The organism is Vibrio hepatarius (genome assembly GCF_001274785.1).
Lineage (GTDB): Bacteria > Pseudomonadota > Gammaproteobacteria > Enterobacterales > Vibrionaceae > Vibrio > Vibrio hepatarius.
Genome location: NZ_LHPI01000035.1, coordinates 1 through 22357 on the forward strand (window position 1 = coordinate 1; position 22357 = coordinate 22357).

Below are 22357 nucleotides of genomic sequence, written 5' to 3' on the forward strand. Positions count from 1 at the left end.
GAGGTGCATTCTAGCGAGATATTTTGAAGAGTCAAACACTTTTTCAAATTTATTTTCTCAAGAAGTTTTCACCTCTCTAACACCGCTGAAGCCTTGTGGCGTCTGCCGTGTCAGTGGATGCGCATTATAGGGAGTTGATTCGATAGCGCAACCCCTTTTTCAAAAAATATTGAAAAAAGTTATCGTTCGTTGAATTTGTATTCAAAAGCACAAAAAAAGAGAGCATTTTGCTCTCTTTTTATCCTGATTGGCTGGGCTTTTAAATAAAAGCGTAGGCATCTGCAAACATACGGTCGCTGCTAGCACCTTTGTTCTGCGTAAACTGTTCACGCGCAGCGCCTGCCATTTCAAAGCGTCCAGCGATATAGATGTCATATTCCGCCAGAGAGTCAAAGTCTTCGCTCACTGCTTGAAGTACATTACCCACTTTACCTTGCCATTCATCTGCTTTTTGCTCGATAACAGGGATAAAGTGAACATTACCGTTTTGGGCTGCGATTTCGATGAGCTCATCTTTCGCGTATAGCTGGCATTCGTCACGTGCTCCCCAGTATAGGTAGATGTCGTTCTCTTTATTCTGTGCCACGCAGTGATCCAGAATTGAACGTACGTAGCTGAATCCTGTACCACCAGCAATAAGAAGCAGTGGACGTTCACTCTCTTCTTGAACCCAAGCATCACCATGTGGCGCATCAATCACGATCTCGCCGTCTTTTTCTAATGCCAGTTTCATTGCTTCGACAACTTCCAGTGCGTAAGCATTGTGCTCTGCTGCACCGATGTGCAGTTCTAACTCACCTTCGTGGCGACATGGGCTGCTCGCAATAGAGAAAGGACGCTTGTCTTTTTCACCCATCACAACCATCAGGTACTGGCCAGCTTTGAAGCTCACTGGCGTTTCAGGGTGAAGAAGAATTTGATAAGTATTACAAGCTAACGGCTTAATAGACTTTACTTTACATTGGATGGTCATGGTGTTCCTCTTACTTACTCCTCAAAAGTAAGTACTAAATTACTTTCGGCAAAAGCCTGACAAGCAAAGATCCAACCTTGTTGCTGCTCTTTCTCGGTCAACATTGGTTCAAGGTGGTAACTTACTGTTCCTTCGATTTTGCGGCACAGGCAAGCTGCGCACGCCCCAACCTGGCAACGGTGCGGAAAGCCAATATTATTGTTGAGCGCGGCTTCCAACACGGTTTGCCCATCTTGTACTTCAAATTGAATGTTCTGTGGCGACAAGATGACTGTTTTACTCATGATATTCCCAGCTTACTCCATTTCGCGTCTACCTGCGCGACTAGCTGCGGATCTTTCTTAATCGGAATACCCCACTCGCGTTGAACTTCACCCGCCAATTTGTTGGTTGCATCCAAACCAAGTTTCGAGCTTCTTCCATCTTTCGCGGCAATTTGTAGTGTGTCTCTTGCAGGGTCCATTCGTGTGGTCATCGCCCAAATCACATCATTCCAGTCATGCACATTGACGTCTTCATCACAGAGAATGACAAACTTAGCATCGGTAAACTGGGCCAAGAATTCCCATATGCCGTTCAATACTTGTTTCGACTGGTGTGCTTGAGTCTTGTGCATAGAGACAATCGCAAAGCGATCATTACCCGCCGACGCCGGCAGCGCAACGTCGATGATTTCCGGATACTGGGATTTGAGCTCAACTAACTGCGCTTCGCCAACCTTGCTTGCGGCAAAGTGATTTAGCTCTGGTGCGGTTGCGTTTTCCGCATCCCATTTTATCGTTGCGTCCATCCCCATCTTGGAACCTAGACCAACAACCGGAGAAGCAAAGTCCAATGAGTCGATTGGTGTGTTCTCGATCATCAAGGTATCGCGTACTGGCTCCATGTTGTCTACCATCGCTTTGACGACATCGTCCCAACTACGTGCATTGACACTCTCATCGCATACGACAACAAACTTGGTGTACATAAACTGACGCAAGAAAGACCATACTCCTAACATGACTCGCTTAGCATGCCCTGGGTATTGTTTCTTCATCGTCACCACTGCCATTCGGTACGAACACCCTTCCGGTGGAAGATAGAAGTCTTCGATCTCTGGGAACTGCTTTTGCAAGATAGGCACGAATACTTCATTTAGTGCCACACCCAAAACCGCTGGCTCATCAGGTGGACGACCGGTATACGTGCTGTGGTAAATCGGGTCTTTGCGCATGGTGATATGCGTAATCGTAAACACGTGGTGCTTTTCTTTCTCGTTATAGTACCCCGTGTGGTCACCATACGGCCCTTCGTCAGCAAACTCGTTCGGGTCGATGTAGCCTTCCATGACAATCTCTGCACTCGCAGGCACTTCTAAATCGTTACTAATGGATTTCACGACTTCAGTTTTACTGCCGCGTAGCAGACCTGCAAACGCATATTCCGACAAGGTATCCGGTACTGGAGTCACAGCACCAAGAATAGTGGCCGGGTCAGCACCAAATGCCACAGAAACTGGGAATGGTTTACCCGGATTGGTTTCCATCCAGTCACGCAGATCGAGGGCACCACCACGGTGAGCCAACCAACGCATGATAATTTTATTCTTACCAATTTTTTGCTGGCGGTAGATACCTAAGTTTTGGCGCTTCTTATGCGGACCACGAGTTACCGTCAGTCCCCACGTTAATAGAGGAGCGACATCATCCTGCCAGCAGCTCATGACTGGCACTTTATCCAAATCGACTTCGTCACCTTGCCAGACGATTTCCTGACACGGCGCTTTACGCAGTCTTTTTGCTGGCATGTTTAAGACTTGCTTAAACACGGGAATTTTTTCCAACGCATCTTTGAATCCGCGCGGCGGCTCTGGTTCTTTGAGATACGCGAGCAACTTACCCACTTCACGCAATTCTTTCACGTCACTGCGTCCCATACCGATCGCGACACGCTCTGGTGTACCAAACAAGTTGGTTAACACGGGCATGTCATAACCGATTGGGTTTTCGAATAACAACGCCGGACCACCTGCACGCAGCGCGCGGTCACTGATTTCCGTCATTTCGTAATGTGGGTCGACGGGATGAGAAATGCGTTTCAACTTACCTTGTTGTTCAAGGTGAGCAATAAAATCGCGTAAATCCTTAAAACTCATAGGCCTTCTGATGGCTGGTTAAACTGCACGCAGTATAACAAAAAGAGGAATCATTCGACCCCTCTTTTTCATGTGGTTATTTCTAAGCTGTGGCGCTATTGCGCGAGTGCATTAGTAATGGCGTTAGTACGGATTTTATTGTTATCGAGCGCCAATTCTCGTAGCCAAGATTGATAGCCCTGACGCGCCAAAGCGTTGGCTACTATCGAGGCATCGTCCCTTTGCTTCATCTTATCGACAAGAAACGTTTTGATATCGTCGTTCAGTGGCTTAATCCGCGTTAGCTCTTGCAGCGCTTGTTCTTTCAAACTTGGGTTTTGCGTCGCAAGCATCAGTTGCTCGATCGAAAACGCGTCAGCAACTTTAGCCAGTCTAGAAAGCTCTTGATAACTGTTGAAGTCCGCACGCATCAGCCACAGCAGTTTGTAGACATCCGAATCTTCACTGACCTGAGCTAACCTCACCATAACAGCCGAAGAAGGCAACCAACTCGTGACCGCTTCTCCAGTTAACTGAGTAGAAAGGTAATCCAGCGCTTTAGGAGAGAGGCTGTCTAACTCGCGAATGAGTAATGACTCACGCATCTGCACCATGTAGTCACTGCCACTTAACCATTGCTTGAGGTTTAGCTCCCCTCGCTCGGCTTTGAGGACAAAATCGAGTGTCGATTGATCTTGCTGCCATCGTTTAAGGAGGCGGCTAGCGATTGCGGGATAATTAAAGGCAGGGACAGAGAATTCATAGCCATCTCCTTTTTCGAGGATCTGATAAGTCGGCACCATTGATTTCTGACTCTCGACAAACAGCGCCATTTTCGGTGTCAAGATGATGTCCTGCTGTTCAAATTTACTCAAAAGCAGAAAGCGCACCACTTCTTGCTGCGGCAGAGAGAGTCTCTCGAGCGCAAAGTTAAGCGAGTCAGTATTGTCTTCCACTACATATTGCAGTAGCTCTGCCACTTTATGGTGAATTTGCTCATCCTCAAGCAAATGCTCCACCTTGGCAGGTGCCATTTCTGTCGCAGAAACGACAGGAACTCCAATTAGCAAAGAAGCAGACAGGAGAACCGACGACAACATTCCTTGTTGCATGTTAACCTCCTTGTAACATTTAAACCATTTTGCTTGCTCTGCCTTTAGAATGCAAACAAAAACGCCCCCGCAATGCGGAGGCGTTTTCTTAATATTTTGTCAGATGTTACTGACGACGCATCGCGTCAAAGAATTCATCGTTAGTTTTGGTCATTGCCAGCTTATCGATTAAGAATTCCATCGCGTCGATTTCGCCCATTGGGTGAACAATCTTACGCAGGATCCACATCTTCTGTAGCTCGTCCGCTTTAGTTAGCAGCTCTTCACGACGAGTACCACTGCGGTTAAAGTCAATCGCAGGGAAGACACGTTTCTCAGCAATCTTACGGTTCAGGTGCAATTCCATGTTACCTGTACCTTTAAATTCTTCGTAGATAACTTCATCCATCTTCGAACCAGTATCCACTAGCGCGGTTGCGATGATAGTCAGGCTACCGCCCTCTTCTACATTACGCGCCGCACCGAAGAAACGCTTAGGACGATGTAGAGCGTTCGCGTCCACACCACCTGTCAGTACTTTACCTGATGAAGGCACTACGGTGTTGTAAGCACGAGCTAGACGAGTAATAGAGTCAAGCAGGATTACTACATCTTTCTTGTGTTCAACAAGACGTTTCGCTTTCTCAATAACCATCTCTGCGACTTGTACGTGACGAGACGCTGGCTCATCAAACGTAGAAGCGATCACTTCACCTTTAACTAGGCGCTGCATTTCCGTAACTTCTTCCGGACGCTCATCAATAAGCAGTACCATCAACTCACACTCTGGGTGGTTGTAAGCGATACTCTGCGCGATGTTCTGCAGTAGCATTGTTTTACCCGCTTTAGGCGGAGCAACAATCAGACCACGCTGACCTTTACCGATTGGTGAAGCCAAATCCAATACACGTGCCGTAATGTCTTCAGTCGAGCCATTACCGCGTTCCATCACCATGCGCTCATTTGCGTGTAGCGGCGTTAAGTTCTCAAATAGAATCTTGTTACGCGCGTTGTCAGGCTTGTCGTGGTTAACTGTATTAACTTTTAGTAGTGCGAAGTAACGTTCACCGTCTTTTGGTGGACGAATTTTACCGGCAATTGAGTCACCAGTACGCAGGTTAAAACGACGAATCTGACTTGGCGATACATAGATGTCATCTGGACCAGCTAGGTATGAACTGTCAGCACTACGCAGGAAACCAAACCCGTCTTGAAGTATTTCCAGAACCCCGTCGCCAAAAATATCTTCACCACTTTTAGCATGCGCTTTTAGGATGGCGAAGATGATGTCTTGTTTTCTTAGACGAGCTAGGTTCTCAAGGCCTAGGCTTTCGCCAAGTTTGACAAGATCAGACACAGGTCTGTTCTTCAGTTCTGTTAGATTCATGGTGGTGGATACTTGTTTAGTCAAAATAGGATCTGTTATTTAGTTAGATGGATTTGGTCACAGGATCGACCAAGAAGAGAAACTTGTTTAATTAACGTGCGATAAATTAGCACTAAATACTAGCCTAGTCTAGATTTTGTTGGTCTTCAAAAACAAAACCGTGCACTCCATAAAATGCACGGTCTCATCGAACTATTATAGGTTTGCGTCTAGAAACTCTTTCAGTTGAGTCTTAGACAGCGCGCCTACTTTAGTCGCTGCTACGCTACCGTCTTTGAATAGAAGTAACGTTGGAATACCACGGATACCAAACTTAGGTGGTGTACCTGCGTTTTGGTCGATATTTAGTTTACCGATAGTGAGTTTGCCTTCGTACTCTTCCGCGACTTCGTCCAGGATAGGAGCGATCATCTTACAAGGACCACACCACTCTGCCCAAAAATCAACAAGAACCGGGCCTGCAGCATTGATTACATCGTTTTCAAAACCGTCATCAGTCAGCTGCAAAATCTTATCACTCATCTTCCACTCCAATGTGTTTTTCAGAACTGGTTGGATGATAACCAGTATTAAGATGCCCTATTGGAATGTATTTACTTTCGTATTGCAAGCTTAAGCTGATATTCTATACCCATGAAAAAGACGCATATCACAGAGCAAAAGTTCGCCGATTTGGGATTACACCCTCAAGTTATCGAAGGTTTGAGTAAAAAAGGGTTCGATTTTTGTACCCCGATTCAAGCCTTGGCGTTGCCGGTACTGCTCACCGGCCAAGACATTGCAGGTCAAGCTCAGACAGGGACAGGTAAAACCCTGGCTTTCTTGGCTGCTACTTTTAACCATCTATTGAATACACCTGAACATGAAGGTCGTAAGCCAACACAACCGCGTGCGATTATCATGGCGCCAACACGTGAACTGGCGATTCAGATCTACAACGATGCAGCACCGCTGATCGAAAGCACTGGTATCAAAGCAGCGTTAGCTTACGGTGGCGAGAGCTACGACAAGCAACTTGCTAAGCTAGAGCAAGGCGTGGATATCCTAATCGGTACCACAGGTCGTATCATCGACTTCTACAAGCAGCGCGTGTTCAACCTTAATAACATCCAAGCGGTTGTACTGGATGAAGCGGACCGCATGTTTGACCTTGGCTTTATTAAGGACATTCGTTTCCTATTCCGCCGTATGCCTGAGCCAAAAGAGCGTTTGAATATGTTGTTTTCTGCGACGCTGTCTTACCGCGTACAAGAGCTGGCGTTCGAGCACATGCACAATCCTGAGCACGTGGTGGTTGAGCCAGAACAGAAAACGGGTCACCGCATCCAAGAAGAGCTGTTCTACCCATCAAACGAACACAAAATGGCGCTACTTCAAACTCTCATTGAAGAAGAATGGCCAGACCGTGCGATTATTTTCGCTAACACCAAACACAAATGTGACTCGGTTTGGGGACATCTAGCCGCGGATGGTCATCGTGTTGGTCTACTAACGGGTGATGTACCGCAGAAGAAACGTGAGCGCATTCTAGAGCAATTCACTAAAGGTGAAGTGGACATTCTGGTTGCAACCGACGTTGCAGCGCGTGGTCTACACATTCCACAAGTAACGCACGTATTTAACTACGACTTACCGGACGACTGCGAAGATTATGTACACCGTATTGGCCGTACAGGCCGTGCTGGTGCAAGCGGTCATTCAATCAGCTTTGCATGTGAAGATTACGCGATTAACCTTCCTGCGATTGAAGAATACATTGAACACACGATCCCTGTTTCTGACTATGACCCAAGCGCGTTGATTGAAGATCTACCAGCTCCAATCCGCATGCGTTCTAATCGTCCGCAACAGCGTCGTACTAACACGGGTGGTTCACGTTCAAACAACCGCCGTCAAAACACTCGCTCTCGTCCGCGCCAACAAAAGGATTCGTAAGTCGTCTATGAGCCAAGCAGTTTCTTCTCCGCTATACGCAGCCATCGACCTCGGGTCGAACAGTTTTCATATGCTCGTTGTGCGTCACATTGATGGCAGCGTTCAAACTATGGCTAAGATCAAACGCAAAGTGCGTCTTGCCGCTGGGTTAGATGAACACAATGCCCTTAGTCTGGAAGCCATGCAGCGCGGTTGGGACTGCCTGAGCCTATTCGCAGAACGACTGCAAGATATCCCCAAAGAAAACATCCGCATTGTGGGTACCGCCACGCTGCGCACCGCGATCAATGTGGATGAATTTCTGGCCAAAGCTAACCAGATCCTAGGTCATGACATCGAAGTGATCAGTGGTGAAGAAGAAGCAGCGACTATCTATAAAGGTGTGGCGCATACTTCTGGCGGCAGTGGCCGCCGTCTGGTGGTCGATATCGGTGGCGCAAGTACCGAGCTAATTATCGGTGAAGGTTTTGAAGCCAAAGCACTAACCAGCCTAAAAATGGGCTGTGTCACCTGGTTGGAACGTCACTTCAAAGACCGACAACTCACGGCAAGCAACTTCAACAACGCGATTCAAGCGGCAAAAGATACGCTCCAGCCGATGCTAGAGCAGTACACGCAGATTGGTTGGGATGTGTGTGTCGGCGCTTCGGGTACAGTACAAGCGCTGCAAGAAATCATGCTGGCACAAGGCATGGACGAGGTCATCACTCACTCCAAGCTTAAGCGCCTACAAAAACAGGCGATGCGTGCAGACCATCTTGAAGAGCTGGAAATCGAAGGGCTGACTCTAGAACGCGCGTTAGTGTTCCCAAGCGGCCTGTCGATTTTGATCGCGATCTTTGAGCTGCTAGAAATTGACTCAATGACGCTCGCTGGCGGCGCGCTGCGTGAAGGCTTAGTTTATGAAATGGTTGATGAACTCAAGCAAGACGACATCCGCGCCCGTACCATTGCCAGTGTACAAAGCCGTTATCAAATCGATATCAGTTACGGTGAGCAAGTTGCTGCGCTAGCCTCCAAGCTGTTAGGACAATGCCAGTCTGAGTGGATCAGCGAAGAACAAGGTCACGTCCTACTCGATACCGCTGCGAAGCTACATGAAATCGGCTTAACGATTGATTTCAAAAAAGGTGGCGAGCACAGTGCTTACTTATTACAAAGCCTCGACTTACCAGGTTTTACGCGCGCGCAAAAACACCTGTTGGGTGAGCTTGCACGCCGCTATCGTGAGCAACTGACGTCATTGCCAGAACAGCACGCGATTTCCGGCACCAGTGCCAAACGCGTATTGCGTTTGTTGCGTTTAGCAGTACTGTTATCGCATCGTCGTAATCCAGCCCTAGAGCCTAACTTCCGCTTAGAATCAGACGGTGACAAGCTGACATTGACGCTCGACAGCCAGTGGTTAGAACAAAACCCACTGACCGCGGCTGAGCTAGAAATCGAAGCCAACCGACAAACCGATATTGGCTGGCCACTGAGCGTGATTGCTAAATAGCGAAGTGAAAGATAATAAAAAGCCCGAGTGATGTTCTCACTCGGGCTTTTTTATCTCCGATGCCGGTATGGCTTAGTTGGCACCAACCATCTTGAACTCTGGATTCACTGCGGTCAGTTTCTTCACTAGGTAGTTAAGTAGCACACCATACATAGGCACAAACAGGCCTAGGCTGATCACCAACTTAAAGCCGTAATCGACTAAAGCAATTTCTGTCCAGTGCTCAGCCATAAATGGGTCTGGGCTTTGGTAGAAAGCAATCGCAAAGAAAGCGATAGTGTCAATCGCATTACCAAACAGTGTCGAACAAGTTGGGGCTACCCACCACTGTTTTAACTGACGTAGGCGATTGAATACGTGCACGTCGAGAATCTGTCCTAGCAAATACGCCATAAAGCTTGCCGCGGCGATACGTGCAACAAACAGGTTAAATTCGCTCAGTTGAGCAAAACCCTGAAACTGGCCTTCGTAAAACAACACCGACAGCGCGTAAGAGACGGCTAACGCTGGCAACATGACTAAGAAGATGATGCGACGCGCTAATTGCGCACCAAAGATACGTACTGTTAAATCCGTCGCCAAGAAGATAAATGGGAAAGTGAATGCGCCCCAAGTGGTGTGGAAACCAAAAATGGTAAACGGCAACTGAACCAGATAATTGCTGGATGCAATAATGATCAGGTGAAACAGGGTCAAAAAGAAAAGGGCTTTGCGCTGCTGCGCAGGGGTAAAGTTACTCATGCGATACCTTTTTAGTTTGGTTTGGGGGTGAGGGAACCCAAATCGAATCCATTCCAACTATTTGGAATGACTCTTACCAACAATGTAAATACTCTAATATTCGCCTCTGCGAACATCGCGGCGGGCGATTATACATTAACCAATTTTAGCCGCAAGCCTGAGTGATTACGCAATCGTTAACGCACTAAAATCCGCGCTGAAACAGGCTGGCTAAGAAGGCGAGTTCTTCTTTTGAATCATCAACGGCAAGCGCTTCGAACCACACACATTCACTGTAGTGTTCAGCTTTGAGAAACAGTTGGCAGCCTTCAAAATCGACCAGCCAAGAGTGAATATCCGCATCCCATTGCTTTTCTATGACGCGTGCGGACAACAACGAAACCAATCGCTCCCCGAGCTCAGGGAAGGAATCAAAATCAAAGCGCGGGGTGCGAATAATGATACGACCTTCTTCTGCCTGATATTCTTGCAGGCCAAATTCCGTTTGTTGCTCAGCCATGGTTGGTTAAGTGCTCCTGAATTAAATCTAAGAATGGGTCGGCGTATTTTTCCAATTTACGCTGTCCGACACCGTTAACTGCCAGCATTTCTCCGTAAGAAGTTGGCAGTATTTCCGCCATGTCGATCAACGTCGCGTCGCTGAATACCACATATGGCGGCAACCCGTCTTCGTCGGCAATCGCTTTACGTAGCTTACGCAGCTTGGCAAACAGTTTCTTGTCGTAGTGTTTGTTCGACAATTTGTCAGACTTAGCCGCACGCGCTGCGGTGTCTAAACGCGGCACTGCTAACTCGAGTGACATCTCGCCACGCAGCAGCGGACGCGCCTCTTCAGTCAGTTGTAGCGTTGAGTTGCGGGTAATGTTCTGTGACAGCAGACCTTTGTGAATCAGCTGACGGAAGATACTCACCCAGTAATCGTGACTATTCTCGCGCCCCAAGCCGTAAGTCGAGAGTTTATCGTGGCCGTTTTCGCGGATACGGATATTCTGCATACCGCGTAATACTTCTACCACATAACCCATACCAAAGCTCTGGTTGACACGGTAGACACACGAGAGCGCTTTTTGCGCCTGCTCTGTTGCGTCAAAATGCTTCGGTGGGTCGAGGCAAATATCGCAGTTGCCACACGGCTTTTCGCGGTATTCACCAAAATAGTTGAGTAACACTTGTCGGCGACAGGTTTGCGCTTCGGCAAACGCACTCATCGCGTTGAGTTTATGCGCTTCTACCTGCTTTTGTGGACCGTCATCTTTTTCATCCAACATACGACGCAGCCAACTGATATCCGCCGGGTCATACAGCATCATTGCTTCGGCTGGCAGGCCATCACGTCCGGCGCGGCCAGTCTCCTGATAGTAAGACTCGATGTTGCGCGGAATATCAAAGTGAACCACAAAGCGAACGTTGGGCTTATTAATGCCCATACCAAACGCCACCGTCGCCACCACAATTTGGATATCGTCACGCTGGAATGCGTCTTGGACGTAAGCCCGTTCATCAACCTCTAAACCAGCATGATAACTCGCTGCACGTAAGCCGTTGTTGCACAGTTTTTCGGTCAACATTTCGACTTTCTTACGGCTACCACAATAAATGATGCCGCATTGGCCGCGCTGGTTTTCAAGAAAACGAATCACCTGAGAGACTGGCTTGTGTTTTTCGACCAAGGTATAGCTGATATTCGGCCGGTCAAAGCTGCCCAAATACACATGCGGGTTATCGAGTTGCAGACGATGGGTAATGTCTTTGCGGGTCGCGTCATCGGCGGTGGCCGTTAGCGCCATCACTGGCACGTGCGGAAAGTACTGCTTGAGCTGGCCAAGTGAGGCATACTCTGGTCTAAAATCGTGTCCCCACTGAGAAATACAGTGCGCCTCATCGACCGCAATCATAGAAAGCGGCAAGCTTTCCAAGCGCTCAATGAAATCACGCATCAGCACTCGTTCAGGCGATACATAGACCAACTTTAACGCGCCGGAGTGCATGCGGTTATAGACCGATATCAGCTCTTCACGCGACAAGGTTGAGTTCACACATTCTGCCGCGACACCGTTGGCTTTAAGCTGGTCAACTTGGTCTTTCATCAGGGAAATAAGCGGAGAGATCACCAATGTCAGTCCACTACGCACCAAGGCTGGAATTTGGTAGCAGAGCGACTTGCCGCCGCCTGTTGGCATGATCACCAAGCTGTCCTGACCTTTCACTGCGTATTCGATCGCCTCTAACTGACCATCACGGAATTCTTGGTATCCAAATACCTCCTCAAGCACGCTTTGAGGAGTCACCATTGAATCGGATTGTTCAGCTAACAGTGTGGCAGTCATTTATATCTCAACAGGGATAGAACGCAGAAGTGCAGAAAGCGAAGCGCACATTGTATACCCAAGTCCCCTTCGGATGCTACGGCTGAGGCCAATTGTCCAAGGTGCATTTGTTCCGGCAATCTTGTTAATAGTGCCGTAAAACGCTAGGTGATTTGTATCACCATTCGTATACTGGATGTTTCAAATTGTAAAAGTAGTGTTGAGATCATCCAATGACACCAGAAGAACAACAAAGAGCGAAGCAAGGGGTCTTGCTCGCGATTGGCGCCTACACCATGTGGGGCATCGCACCGATCTATTTCAAAGCCATTAGTGATGTATCACCGCTTGAGATCCTTAGCCACCGTGTCATTTGGTCCTTCTTCCTACTCGCGTTGTTACTTCATATCGGTCGTCGCTGGCGCAGCGTAGTTGACGTCTTCAAGTCCAAGAAAAAGATGGCTTATCTGCTTTCTACGTCAGTTATCATCGCGGCGAACTGGCTGATTTTTATCTGGGCGGTCAACGCTAATCATATGCTTGATGCCAGCTTGGGCTACTACATTAACCCTTTGATCAACGTTGTGCTTGGGATGATTTTCCTCGGCGAAAGACTGCGTAAGATGCAATGGTTCGCGGTTGCCCTAGCGGCTTGTGGCGTTATCGTCCAGTTGGTCGCGTTTGGCTCTGTCCCGGTGGTGGCGATTGCTCTCGCATTCAGTTTTGGTTTTTACGGCCTATTGCGCAAAAAGGTCAGCTTGGACGCACAAACCGGTCTCTTTATTGAAACACTGGTTCTGCTGCCTGCAGCGGCGGTGTACCTGTTATGGTTTGCTAACTCGCCAACGTCCAACATGGCGGAAAATCCACTAAACCTAAACATATTGCTTATTGCCGCTGGGGTGATCACAACCCTACCACTGCTTTGCTTTACTGGTGCCGCGACCCGACTCAAACTCTCAACGCTAGGCTTCTTCCAATACATCGGTCCTAGCCTGATGTTTTTGCTCGCTGTGCTGGTTTACGGCGAAGCCTTCACGTCAGACAAAGCGATTACCTTTGCCTTTATCTGGGGAGCGCTACTGGTATTCAGTTTCGACGGTCTAAAAACCAACAAACAAACGAGAAATTCCGCGCTGGTGAAGTGATCGTTTTTTACAAGACAAATTAGCTTCAGCACTATAAGCTTGGTGAATATTTCACCAAGCTTTTTTGTTCCATGGATAAGGTCAACTACCATAAAACGCAAAACCAAGAGATAAGCCTGATAGACGCGAACTACCAGACATTCGCCTTTCAGCGCCACTATCATCTTGATTTTCACATTGGTCTTATCACCAACGGACAGCAGAAATTTCACTATCAAGGTGCGTCGTACCAAGTAGGCGCAGGTCAGATCGTGGTGATGCCGCCCGATGAACTGCACGATGGCCACTCACTGCTCGACTCCGGTTATCAAGTCAAAGTCTTTTCCGTCGACCCACAATGGCTCAGTGATTTAGCCGAGCTAAAACGCCCAGGCAATACCATTAGCTTCAATCAGTTGATCGTCCACGATTCAAGCGTCTTCAAACCGTTGGCTCAGTTGCACCACTCGCTTGCAGAAGACAATCTCAGCCAGCTCGCCAAAGACTGCTTACCTTATGAAGGCTTCAACCAACTGTTTACCCGCTACGGTGCTCTAGGACAAAAGACCGCGATCCCACTCGGACAACAGTCGGTGAATACGCTCAAAGAGTACTTAATGGCCAACCTAGATCAGCCGGTACGACTAGAGCAATTGTCTGAGCTTTGCCAGCTCAGCCCAACCCAATTTCAACGTCACTTTAAAGCCAAGGTCGGCCTCACGCCGTATGCTTGGCTAAGTCGCTTACGCTTGGAGCAAGGGATGAAGCTTTTAAAGTCAGGGGTAGGCGGCACGGAAGTCGCTCATCAAATCGGTTTTTACGACCAAGCCCATTTCAGTAAAGCGTTCAAAGCCACTTATGGCGTTTCCCCTTCACAAATCAGTTAGTGTCAGTTTTTTACAATCGCACTCAATAACGTTGGGGCACAATAGCACCCTGTTTTGATTGTGTTGGCACCATGTAATGAACGAATTTTCCATCTTAATCACCTTAGCGACCGTCCACTTTATCGCCCTGATGAGCCCGGGTCCCGACTTCGCGCTGGTGGTACAAAACGCGACCCGCTACGGCAGACAAACCGGCGTGTATATCGCGCTAGGACTCTCGTTTGGTATCTTGCTGCATGCCATTTTAAGCCTCACCGGCGTCAGCTATTTAGTGCATCAACAACCCACCTTGTTTGCTTTAGTACAGATTGCCGGCGGCAGCTACCTGCTCTACTTAGGCTTTGGCGCACTAAAAGGCACATGGCAAACCCTAAGCTCAAAAAACGTCGTTTCAGAGCAGCAATCCAGCCCTGATTTACTATTGAGTAACAAGCGCCAAGCGTTCTCGCGCGGCTTTGCCACCAATATCCTCAACCCGAAAGCACTGGTGTTTTTTATCAGTCTGATGTCGACCCTGGTTCCTGCCAGCATGTCGCTCACAGGCAAAGGGATCGCGCTGGTTATTCTCTGGAGCTTATCGTTGGCGTGGTTTTCGTTTCTTGCTTGGGCACTCTCGACGGAACGCCTACAAGCAAAGTTGAAATCACTGGCGGTGTATATCGATGGTCTATGCGGACTCATCTTTACCATTATCGGTGTCAGCATCCTTTGGCAGTCTGTCATGTCACTCTCATAAATGCCTCAACACTCGTGTCTAAGATCTGACTCCAAGTTACATTTTGCTAACAATCTTATAGACGCGTTCAATATCCACTGCCAATCTTGTTAAGCATTCACAACAAGGAGAACAACAAATGCAGTGGACATTGAAACTTCTCACCACTTCCCTCTTGCTTGCTTCAACGTCGGGATGGGCTGACCAAGCGGCGGACTCTGTCGCGCCCGAGCAGAGTACTGGCGTCGAACAAAAACGCTTAGTAACCGCAAAAGACTGGATGGTCACCGCGGCAAACCCAATTGCGACCCAAGCGGGCGCAGATATTCTCGCGCAAGGCGGTAACGCGATTGATGCCATGGTGACAACCCAACTGATGCTGGGTCTGGTTGAACCCCAATCGTCTGGCATTGGTGGTGGTGCATTTCTGGTATTTTGGGATGCCAAAGAGAAAAAGCTCACGACTTATGACGGGCGAGAAACCGCACCACTCGCCGCGACGCCAACCCTGTTCCAAAACGACAAAGGTGAACCGCTTGAGTTCTATGATGCGGTAGTTGGCGGGCGTTCTGTCGGTACACCAGGCACCGTTAAGCTGATGTGGGAAACCCACCAGAAATACGGCAAACTTGAATGGAAAAAATTGATAGAGCCAGTGATCAAACTGGCGCAGCAAGGTTTCGAGATCAGCCCTCGTTTAGCCAGCCTGATTGCGGGCGATGCCGAACGTTTAAGCCGTTTCCCAGCCACAAAAGCCTACTTCTTCAATCCCGATGGCTCACCAAAATCCGCAGGCACACTACTCAAGAACCCAGAATACGCCGCAACTTTAACCACGATTGCTAAACAAGGTGCCGACGGCTTCTACCAAGGTGAGATCGCCAAAGCTATCGTCAATACGGTACAAACCGCTGCCGGTAATCCGGGTGTTTTGGCCGAGCAAGACCTGAATATCTATCAGATTAAACAGCGCGATGCGGTTTGTGCGCCCTACCAGAGCTTTGACGTATGTGGCATGGGTCCACCGAGTTCAGGTGCTCTAACGGTCGGACAAATCTTGGCGATGACCGAACAATTTGACCTTAAAAGCTGGGGCGCAAGCGATGCGAGATCTTGGCAAGTGATCGCCGATGCATCTGCACTCGCGTTTGCTGACCGCGGTATGTACATGGCTGACGAAGACTTTGTTCCCATGCCAACTGCCGGATTGCTCAACGCGGATTACCTGAAACAACGCGCGAGCTTAATCACTCCGGGGAAAGCTTTGGAATCGGTCTCGGCGGGCACGCCACCGTGGGATTACGCTCAATTACAAAGTCAGGATGAATCGATAGAACTGCCGTCCACCAGCCATTTCAACGTCGTTGATGGTGACGGTAACGTTGTCTCTATCACCACGACGATTGAAAACGCGTTTGGCTCAAGACTGATGGTGCGTGGATTCTTACTCAACAATGAACTGACTGACTTTTCATTCCGCACGCACAGTGATGGCAAACCGATTGCCAACCGACTTGAACCGGGTAAACGTCCACGCTCATCAATGGCACCAACGATTGTGATGCAAGACGATCAACCTTACATGGCGATTGGTTCACCGGGCGGTAGTCGTATCATCGGCTATGTCGCACAAGCGATCATTGCTCATACACAATGGGGAATGGATATTCAAACTGCGATTAATCAGCCACATTTACTCAATCGTTTTGGAACTGTCGATATTGAGCAGGGAACAAGCATCGAAAAGACGCAACCTGAGCTCGAAAAGCTTGGATTAAAAATCAATGTTCGTGACTTAAATTCCGGTTTACATGCAATTCGATTCACCAAAGATGGCTTAGAAGGTGCCGCTGACCCACGTCGTGAAGGTGCTGCAATCGGCAAATAGCGACGATCTGCCCGCCCGTTTGTGCGAGATCTCTTACAAACGGGTGAGCAAAAGTCTCTTTTTCACTACGACAAAGTACCCCACGAAAACATAAGTCATTGAAAATAAACAACTTAATGTATTTCTCAATAATATTTTCACTATGTAATCGTTTTCTTAGCGTTGCTGAAATCGAGCAAAGGCTTAATATGAACCCTGTCGGAAGGATACTGACACGGAACAGGAAATTACCAAGGATTAGGTAATCTTCAGGAAGAAGATACGGTTACTCAGGATGAGTAGTCGGCACGGATAGCAAATCGGACATTGAACGGACGCAATAGTAACTAGGATGGTTACTACTAGGGATGGGAAATGGACACCTCTGGACGAGGAAAGGAACTTATCATCAGGATGATGAAAGGGACACCGCTCAGGGAACAAGCGAAGTGAGCTAACGAGGATTGTTAGCAGACCAGGATAGGGTCAAGGACACCGCTAGGAAGGCGATGAAAGGATTAGCTGAAGGAAGTCAGCATACTATCAAGGATTTGATGCATGGAGCACTTTTAGTAGCCGGATTGCTGCGAGTAAGACTATAACCCCGATGGGCGCAAGCCCTCGGGGTTTTTCTTTATCTGAATTTCGCCCATCTTCATTTTTCAATAAATCTTGCCATTGCTGTTGACCTCTATTTAACTTGAGGTTTTAAAGTCATTACATCCACACCGAAAATCCACTTAAAACAAGGATGTAAAACCATGAGCTATTTCCTAGAACACGCTAATCTGAGCGTTGATGATGCCCAAGCCACTGTCGATTTTTTACTCGCCGCGATCCCAACTTGGAGAGTACGTGGCGGTGGTGATTGGGATTCACCAACCGGACAAACGGTCGATTGGTATCATGTGGGTGACGACAATCAATACATCACCGTACAATCTGGCGGAAACGGCCCAGCGCAAGACTGGACGCTAAAATGGACCGGCGTCAAACATCTCGGCATCGCAGTCCCCAACTTAGAAGACGTGATTGAACGCTTACGTCAACACGGTTACGAACTCGATCATTTAGGTGGTGAACATCCACATCGTAAAAGCGTTTACTACTTGGATGGCAATAATCTGCAATTTGAATTTGTCGAGTATCTTTCCGAGCACGCAGATGAGCGCAATGACTACACATTATAAATAATAAAAAAGCGCTAACTCGGTTAGCGCTTTCTCTGTTTGGTTATAGCTTTTCCAGCTTGGCGTATGCGGTCACAAGCCACTTGATGCCCTCACCGTTAAACGCGACCTGAACCCGGCTTTGTGGGCCACTACCTTCAAAGTTGATGATGGTCCCTTCACCAAACTTAGGGTGCATCACGCGCGCTCCGAGACTAAAGCCCGTTTCGTTAAAGCTCTCTTTAACCACAGTCTGGCTAAAGCGCCCCGAGCTAGCCGGACGACTCACCTGCGCTTTCATGCGCACTTCGTCGAGACAAGTCTCTGGTAATTCACGAATAAAGCGCGACGGTTTATGGTATTTATCCTGACCGTACAAACGGCGCATTTCTGCATACGTGATGTAGAGTTTTTCCATCGCACGGGTCATGCCCACATAACAGAGACGGCGCTCTTCTTCCAAACGCCCTGCTTCTTCTGCAGACATTTGGCTTGGGAACATGCCTTCTTCGACACCGACCATAAACACCAACGGGAATTCCAGACCTTTCGCACTGTGCAGCGTCATCAGCTGAACTGCATCTTCAAATTCGTCCGCCTGACCTTCGCCCGCTTCTAATGCCGCGTGGGTTAAAAACGCCGTCAGTAGCGGCATTTCATCTGCTTCTTCTGGTTTCTCAAATTGGCGCGTTGCGGTGACCAGTTCTTCCAAGTTCTCAATTCGTGCCTTGGACTTCTCGCCTTTTTCTTGCTCGTACATCGCGAACAAGCCCGAGTACTTAATCACATGGTCGGTTTGCTCGTGCAATGGTAACTCGCAGGTGTCATCTTCCATCGCGTTAATCAGTTCGATAAAACGACCCAATGCGCTTGCTGCTCGGCCAGCCAACACTTTGTCTTCCAACAAGCGCAAACTCGCCTGCCACATGGTGCTGCCTTGGTCGCGCGCAGCAAAACGGATCGTTTCCAGCGTCTTGTCACCAAGACCACGCGTCGGTGTATTCACAATACGCTCAAACGCCGCGTCATCGTTGCGGTTCGACATCAAACGCAGATAACCCAGCGCGTCGCGGATCTCTTGGCGTTCGAAGAATCGCATCCCGCCGTAAATTCGATAAGGCAAACCCGCTTGGATTAACGCTTCTTCCAATACACGTGACTGGGCGTTATTGCGGTATAGCATCGCGGCATCGTTCAGCGCTCCGCCTTTCTCCTGCCACTCTTTAATCTTGTTCACCGCAAAGCGGGCTTCATCCAACTCGTTGTACGCCGAGTAGACTGAGATAGGCTCACCTTCTGCGCCTTCAGTCCAGAGCTCTTTACCCATGCGTTCGGTGTTATTGGCGATCAACGCGTTCGACGCTTCGAGAATCGTCTTCGTTGAACGGTAGTTTTGCTCCAAACGGATGGTGTTTACACTCGGGAACTCTTGAGTGAATTTTTCGATATTCTCGATTTTCGCCCCGCGCCAACCGTATATTGACTGGTCATCGTCACCAACGATCATTACGTGCGAATCTGGGCCTGCCATCATTCGAAGCCAAGCGTATTGGATGTTGTTGGTATCTTGGAATTCGTCAACCAAGATATGCTTAAAGCGTGCTTGGTAATGTTCGCGAATGTGCTTTTTATCGCGCAATAACTCGTGTGTTCTCAGCAAGATCTCAGCAAAGTCGACCAATCCCGCACGGTCACACGCTTCTTGGTAAGCGCTGTACAGCTGCAGATAAGTCTTGGTCACCGGATCGTGATAAGCGTCGATATGGCTTGGGCGCAAACCTTCATCTTTTTTACCGTTGATCCACCATGCGACCTGACGCGCTGGCCACTGCTTATCATCGAGATTCTGCGCCTTGATCAAACGCTTAAGCAAGCGCTGCTGATCATCGGTATCGATGATTTGGAAATCTTCCGGCAGCTTGGCATCCAGATAATGCGCGCGAAGAATACGGTGACAAATGCCATGGAACGTACCGTTCCACATCCCAGAAGCGCTGCCCATCATCAACTCTTCAATACGACCACGCATCTCTGCCGCCGCTTTGTTGGTGAACGTCACCGACATAATCGAAAACGGTGAAGCTTGTTCAACCGACATCAACCAAGCGATACGGTGTACAAGCACTCGCGTTTTACCACTGCCTGCGCCAGCAAGGACAAGTAGGTTTTCTAGTGGGGCGGCAACGGCTTCACGCTGCTTGTCATTGAGACCGTCGAGAAGTAATGAAGGATCCATTCTGAGCTCAGCTACTGGTTATCTATACATGAAAATCGATTATAACCTAAACACCGATGCCATTTCAGGGGAAAAGCGAGAAAAAATTCAACGAATATTTTCAACGACTTATCAAGCACTTAAATAAAACCCATCAATAATTTACGTATTTATCATTAATTGACTGAAAGTTTTTTTATCGCGCTTCTTTCTTTTTGAATAAGCAAGCTGGTTAAAAACCATACATAACGCTTAACCACTTGCGTAGCTATAAAAGCTATTTAACTAGGAAAAAAGAAATAAAGTCAGAGGAAACTACTATGAAAAAGTCAAATCTTGCCGTTACTGCTGCTGTTACAGGTCTACTTGCATTAGGTGGCACCATGCTCACTGCCACTCACGCAGTCGCTGCTGAGAAAGAAAAATGCTACGGCGTTGCCAAAGCAGGTAAAAACGATTGTGCAACCAAAACCGGTTCTTGTGCAGGCACTGCGAAAAACGACAGCCAAACAGACGCTTTCGTTGTAGTACCAAAAGGACTTTGTGACAAGCTTGCTGGCGGTAGTACCCAGTCTTCTTAATCGTTTTGCCATTGCAAGCCGATCGTATGGCGACCGAGCATCATTAGGTCGCCATTTTTCTTACTCTTCTTGCTCAACACTTTATCGTAAAGTAAGGACTCGCCCGTGACTGACAAGCACTATCACCCTTATACCGGCGTTGGACTGCGCTCACCACATCTGGATTATTTTTCCACCCAGAAACCACAACTTGGCTGGTTAGAAATCCACAGCGAGAACTACTTTCAACCGTATTCAACCGCCCGTCAGACCTTGCGCCGTTTAGCCGACGATTATCAAATCAGTTGTCATGGCATCGGCTTATCGCTGGGAAGTGTCGAGAGACCGAATCAAAACCACCTTAAACAACTCAAACATCTTGTGGATGAACTGCAGCCGTTTTTGGTCTCTGACCATTTAAGCTGGAGTGAGAATGGCGGCTACTATTTTAATGACCTTTTGCCGCTACCCTACACCGAAGAGGCTTTAGAGGTATTTTGTCGTAATGTCGACGAGGTACAAAATTATCTGCAGCGTCCGATGCTGATAGAAAACCCGTCGAGCTATCTTAAGTTTAACCATTCGACGATTTCAGAATGGGAATTCCTCAGCGAAGTGCAGCGACGCACAGAGTGCCGACTGTTGCTCGACCTCAACAACGTTTACGTTTCGGCGTTTAACCACGGTTTTGACACCGAGACCTACCTCAGCGCTATTCCAGCAGACGCGGTCGATGAAATTCACTTGGCTGGATTTACCATCAAGCAGTTAGAACAAAGTGAAATTTGGATTGATACCCACAGTAAACCAGTTTGTGACGAAGTGTGGCAGTTGTTTGATGCTTGGCTGGCACAACACGGAGCGCGCCATACCCTGATCGAATGGGATTTAGATATTCCCGCTCCCGAAATCTTATTGGCAGAAGCCGACAAAGCTAGTCAACGATTGACGAGTTGGTGTGATAGCGACGGGAGGAAAGCGTCATGAGCTTATCTCTCGCGATTCTGCAAAACCGATTTTCTGCCGCGCTGCACTATGACGCAACAGGCGAAGAGTGCGACGTCACCAGTGATGTATTTAGCGCTGACGAACGCATGCAGATCTATCGTAACAACTTCATCATCGGTTTGAGCGAAGTGCTACAAGCAGGCTACCCAATGGTATTGGCGTTGGTTGGTGATGAATGTTTCGACCAGCTCGCACGACAACATGTATTGAACAACCCTCTCACCTCTGGCGATGTCAGTCATTATGGTGAACACTTTGCGCAAACTCTCGAGCATTTCCCTGCCGTGCTTGAGGCCGCGCCTTATCTCAAAGCGGTGGCCGAATTTGAGTGGCAGATTGACTTGGCCCAGCAACACCACGACAGCATGAGTTTACAAGAAGCGTCGATGCCGCTGGCATTGCTTCATGACCTACCCGCAGAAAAGCACCCGCTCGTCCGCTTGCACCTTCAACCGGGCGTCTTACCTTTTGCTGCCAAGTTTGCGGTGTTTTCACTCCAACGCGCTATCGAGAACCATCAGTTTGAGGGATTAGACCTCAACCAAGCCGAATGTGGCGTGGTTTGTCACTTAGCAAGCGAAGATATGGTCGAAGAAGAAAGCTGGAGCTTGGCTTTGACCGACGAGCAGTTTCAATTGCTGCAAGCGATCGAGAACGGAGCTCGTTTGGGGGACATCCCTGCCGAGCACTTAGCGCAGCTGAACTTTTTACTCGAACACCGTCTACTGGCGGGCTTTTCACTTATGGATTAAGGAGCCAACT

Annotated in this window: 20 protein-coding genes; 10 read left to right on the forward strand and 10 right to left on the reverse strand. The window is 48.3% G+C overall.

Annotated elements, in window-relative coordinates:
• Positions 1-259: 259 nt before the first annotated feature.
• From fre to trxA, 6 genes are all read right to left on the reverse strand, one after another.
• Positions 260-973 (reverse strand): NAD(P)H-flavin reductase, encoded by a 714-nt coding sequence (fre, locus tag AKJ31_RS20855; protein WP_053410957.1) that lies wholly within the window; start codon positions 971-973, stop codon positions 260-262.
• Positions 974-987: 14 nt separating this feature from the next.
• Entirely contained in the window at positions 988-1257 is a 270-nt protein-coding gene (locus AKJ31_RS20860; RefSeq protein WP_053410958.1) for a 2Fe-2S iron-sulfur cluster-binding protein, read from the reverse strand.
• On the reverse strand, positions 1254-3110 hold the full coding sequence (gene ubiD / locus AKJ31_RS20865) for a 4-hydroxy-3-polyprenylbenzoate decarboxylase (RefSeq protein ID WP_053410959.1): 1857 nt from the start codon (positions 3108-3110) through the stop codon (positions 1254-1256). Before ubiD ends, AKJ31_RS20860 begins: the two co-directional genes overlap by 4 nt.
• Before the next feature lie 95 nt (positions 3111-3205).
• Positions 3206-4201 carry a hypothetical protein gene (locus AKJ31_RS20870; RefSeq protein WP_053410960.1) on the reverse strand — a complete coding sequence of 332 codons (996 nt, stop codon included), beginning with the start codon at positions 4199-4201 and terminating at the stop codon, positions 3206-3208.
• 106 nt (positions 4202-4307) lie between these two features.
• Complete coding sequence (gene rho / locus AKJ31_RS20875) at positions 4308-5567, reverse strand: transcription termination factor Rho (RefSeq protein WP_053410961.1); 1260 nt, start codon at positions 5565-5567, stop codon at positions 4308-4310.
• Positions 5568-5762: 195 nt separating this feature from the next.
• Entirely contained in the window at positions 5763-6089 is a 327-nt protein-coding gene (gene trxA / locus AKJ31_RS20880; RefSeq protein ID WP_053410962.1) for a thioredoxin TrxA, read from the reverse strand.
• Between the two features lie 111 nt (positions 6090-6200).
• Here trxA and rhlB point away from each other — a divergent pair, with 111 nt between their 5' ends.
• The gene (gene rhlB, locus AKJ31_RS20885) at positions 6201-7502 is read left to right on the forward strand and encodes an ATP-dependent RNA helicase RhlB (RefSeq protein ID WP_053410963.1); all 1302 of its coding nucleotides are present in this window, start codon (positions 6201-6203) and stop codon (positions 7500-7502) included.
• 7 nt (positions 7503-7509) lie between these two features.
• Positions 7510-9000 (forward strand): guanosine-5'-triphosphate,3'-diphosphate diphosphatase, encoded by a 1491-nt coding sequence (gene gppA / locus AKJ31_RS20890; RefSeq protein WP_053410964.1) that lies wholly within the window; start codon positions 7510-7512, stop codon positions 8998-9000.
• Positions 9001-9072: 72 nt separating this feature from the next.
• On the opposite strand, the gene AKJ31_RS20895 is transcribed toward gppA, so the two are convergent.
• From AKJ31_RS20895 to recQ, 3 genes are all read right to left on the reverse strand, one after another.
• Positions 9073-9741 (reverse strand): 7-cyano-7-deazaguanine/7-aminomethyl-7-deazaguanine transporter, encoded by a 669-nt coding sequence (locus AKJ31_RS20895; RefSeq protein WP_053410965.1) that lies wholly within the window; start codon positions 9739-9741, stop codon positions 9073-9075.
• A 184-nt stretch (positions 9742-9925) separates the two neighbouring features.
• Positions 9926-10240 (reverse strand): DUF3630 family protein, encoded by a 315-nt coding sequence (locus AKJ31_RS20900; RefSeq protein ID WP_053410966.1) that lies wholly within the window; start codon positions 10238-10240, stop codon positions 9926-9928.
• Positions 10233-12068, reverse strand: a complete 1836-nt coding sequence (gene recQ / locus AKJ31_RS20905; RefSeq protein ID WP_053410967.1) for an ATP-dependent DNA helicase RecQ — start codon at positions 12066-12068, stop codon at positions 10233-10235. Before recQ ends, AKJ31_RS20900 begins: the two co-directional genes overlap by 8 nt.
• Positions 12069-12280: 212 nt before the next feature.
• Between recQ and rarD the strand changes: the two genes are divergently transcribed.
• From rarD to AKJ31_RS20930, 5 genes are all read left to right on the forward strand, one after another.
• Positions 12281-13195 (forward strand): EamA family transporter RarD, encoded by a 915-nt coding sequence (gene rarD, locus AKJ31_RS20910; protein WP_053410968.1) that lies wholly within the window; start codon positions 12281-12283, stop codon positions 13193-13195.
• A 71-nt stretch (positions 13196-13266) separates the two neighbouring features.
• Positions 13267-14061 (forward strand): AraC family transcriptional regulator, encoded by a 795-nt coding sequence (locus tag AKJ31_RS20915; protein WP_053410969.1) that lies wholly within the window; start codon positions 13267-13269, stop codon positions 14059-14061.
• A gap of 76 nt (positions 14062-14137) precedes the next feature.
• Entirely contained in the window at positions 14138-14797 is a 660-nt protein-coding gene (locus AKJ31_RS20920; protein ID WP_053410970.1) for a LysE family translocator, read from the forward strand.
• Positions 14798-14915: 118 nt separating this feature from the next.
• A complete protein-coding gene (gene ggt, locus AKJ31_RS20925) occupies positions 14916-16664 on the forward strand; it encodes a gamma-glutamyltransferase (protein ID WP_053410971.1) in 1749 nt (582 codons plus the stop codon).
• 740 nt (positions 16665-17404) lie between these two features.
• Positions 17405-17833, forward strand: coding sequence for a VOC family protein (locus tag AKJ31_RS20930; RefSeq protein ID WP_053410972.1), 429 nt, complete (start codon positions 17405-17407; stop codon positions 17831-17833).
• Between the two features lie 43 nt (positions 17834-17876).
• Here the strand turns inward: AKJ31_RS20930 and uvrD are convergent, their stop codons facing one another.
• Entirely contained in the window at positions 17877-20048 is a 2172-nt protein-coding gene (gene uvrD / locus AKJ31_RS20935) for a DNA helicase II (protein WP_053410973.1), read from the reverse strand.
• 299 nt (positions 20049-20347) lie between these two features.
• Between uvrD and AKJ31_RS20940 the strand changes: the two genes are divergently transcribed.
• The 3 genes from AKJ31_RS20940 to AKJ31_RS20950 all read left to right on the forward strand — a co-directional run bounded on the left by AKJ31_RS20940 (position 20348) and on the right by AKJ31_RS20950 (position 22347).
• Positions 20348-20608 (forward strand): BufA1 family periplasmic bufferin-type metallophore, encoded by a 261-nt coding sequence (locus AKJ31_RS20940; RefSeq protein WP_053410974.1) that lies wholly within the window; start codon positions 20348-20350, stop codon positions 20606-20608.
• A gap of 105 nt (positions 20609-20713) precedes the next feature.
• Positions 20714-21574 (forward strand): MNIO family bufferin maturase, encoded by an 861-nt coding sequence (gene bufB / locus AKJ31_RS20945; protein WP_053410975.1) that lies wholly within the window; start codon positions 20714-20716, stop codon positions 21572-21574.
• Entirely contained in the window at positions 21571-22347 is a 777-nt protein-coding gene (locus AKJ31_RS20950; RefSeq protein WP_053410976.1) for an HvfC/BufC N-terminal domain-containing protein, read from the forward strand. Before bufB ends, AKJ31_RS20950 begins: the two co-directional genes overlap by 4 nt.
• The last annotated feature ends 10 nt before the right edge of the window (positions 22348-22357 follow it).

Coding starts and splice junctions, on each gene's coding strand:
- rarD (WP_053410968.1), top strand. CDS start 12,281: ATGACACCAGAAGAACAACAAAGAGCGAAGCAAGGGGTCTTGCTCGCG.
- AKJ31_RS20900 (WP_053410966.1), bottom strand. CDS start 10,240: ATGGCTGAGCAACAAACGGAATTTGGCCTGCAAGAATATCAGGCAGAA.
- trxA (WP_053410962.1), bottom strand. CDS start 6,089: ATGAGTGATAAGATTTTGCAGCTGACTGATGACGGTTTTGAAAACGAT.
- uvrD (WP_053410973.1), bottom strand. CDS start 20,048: ATGGATCCTTCATTACTTCTCGACGGTCTCAATGACAAGCAGCGTGAA.
- AKJ31_RS20920 (WP_053410970.1), top strand. CDS start 14,138: ATGAACGAATTTTCCATCTTAATCACCTTAGCGACCGTCCACTTTATC.
- AKJ31_RS20895 (WP_053410965.1), bottom strand. CDS start 9,741: ATGAGTAACTTTACCCCTGCGCAGCAGCGCAAAGCCCTTTTCTTTTTG.
- gppA (WP_053410964.1), top strand. CDS start 7,510: ATGAGCCAAGCAGTTTCTTCTCCGCTATACGCAGCCATCGACCTCGGG.
- rho (WP_053410961.1), bottom strand. CDS start 5,567: ATGAATCTAACAGAACTGAAGAACAGACCTGTGTCTGATCTTGTCAAA.
- ggt (WP_053410971.1), top strand. CDS start 14,916: ATGCAGTGGACATTGAAACTTCTCACCACTTCCCTCTTGCTTGCTTCA.
- AKJ31_RS20915 (WP_053410969.1), top strand. CDS start 13,267: ATGGATAAGGTCAACTACCATAAAACGCAAAACCAAGAGATAAGCCTG.
- AKJ31_RS20930 (WP_053410972.1), top strand. CDS start 17,405: ATGAGCTATTTCCTAGAACACGCTAATCTGAGCGTTGATGATGCCCAA.
- AKJ31_RS20860 (WP_053410958.1), bottom strand. CDS start 1,257: ATGAGTAAAACAGTCATCTTGTCGCCACAGAACATTCAATTTGAAGTA.
- AKJ31_RS20870 (WP_053410960.1), bottom strand. CDS start 4,201: ATGCAACAAGGAATGTTGTCGTCGGTTCTCCTGTCTGCTTCTTTGCTA.
- ubiD (WP_053410959.1), bottom strand. CDS start 3,110: ATGAGTTTTAAGGATTTACGCGATTTTATTGCTCACCTTGAACAACAA.
- fre (WP_053410957.1), bottom strand. CDS start 973: ATGACCATCCAATGTAAAGTAAAGTCTATTAAGCCGTTAGCTTGTAAT.
- recQ (WP_053410967.1), bottom strand. CDS start 12,068: ATGACTGCCACACTGTTAGCTGAACAATCCGATTCAATGGTGACTCCT.
- AKJ31_RS20950 (WP_053410976.1), top strand. CDS start 21,571: ATGAGCTTATCTCTCGCGATTCTGCAAAACCGATTTTCTGCCGCGCTG.
- rhlB (WP_053410963.1), top strand. CDS start 6,201: ATGAAAAAGACGCATATCACAGAGCAAAAGTTCGCCGATTTGGGATTA.
- AKJ31_RS20940 (WP_053410974.1), top strand. CDS start 20,348: ATGAAAAAGTCAAATCTTGCCGTTACTGCTGCTGTTACAGGTCTACTT.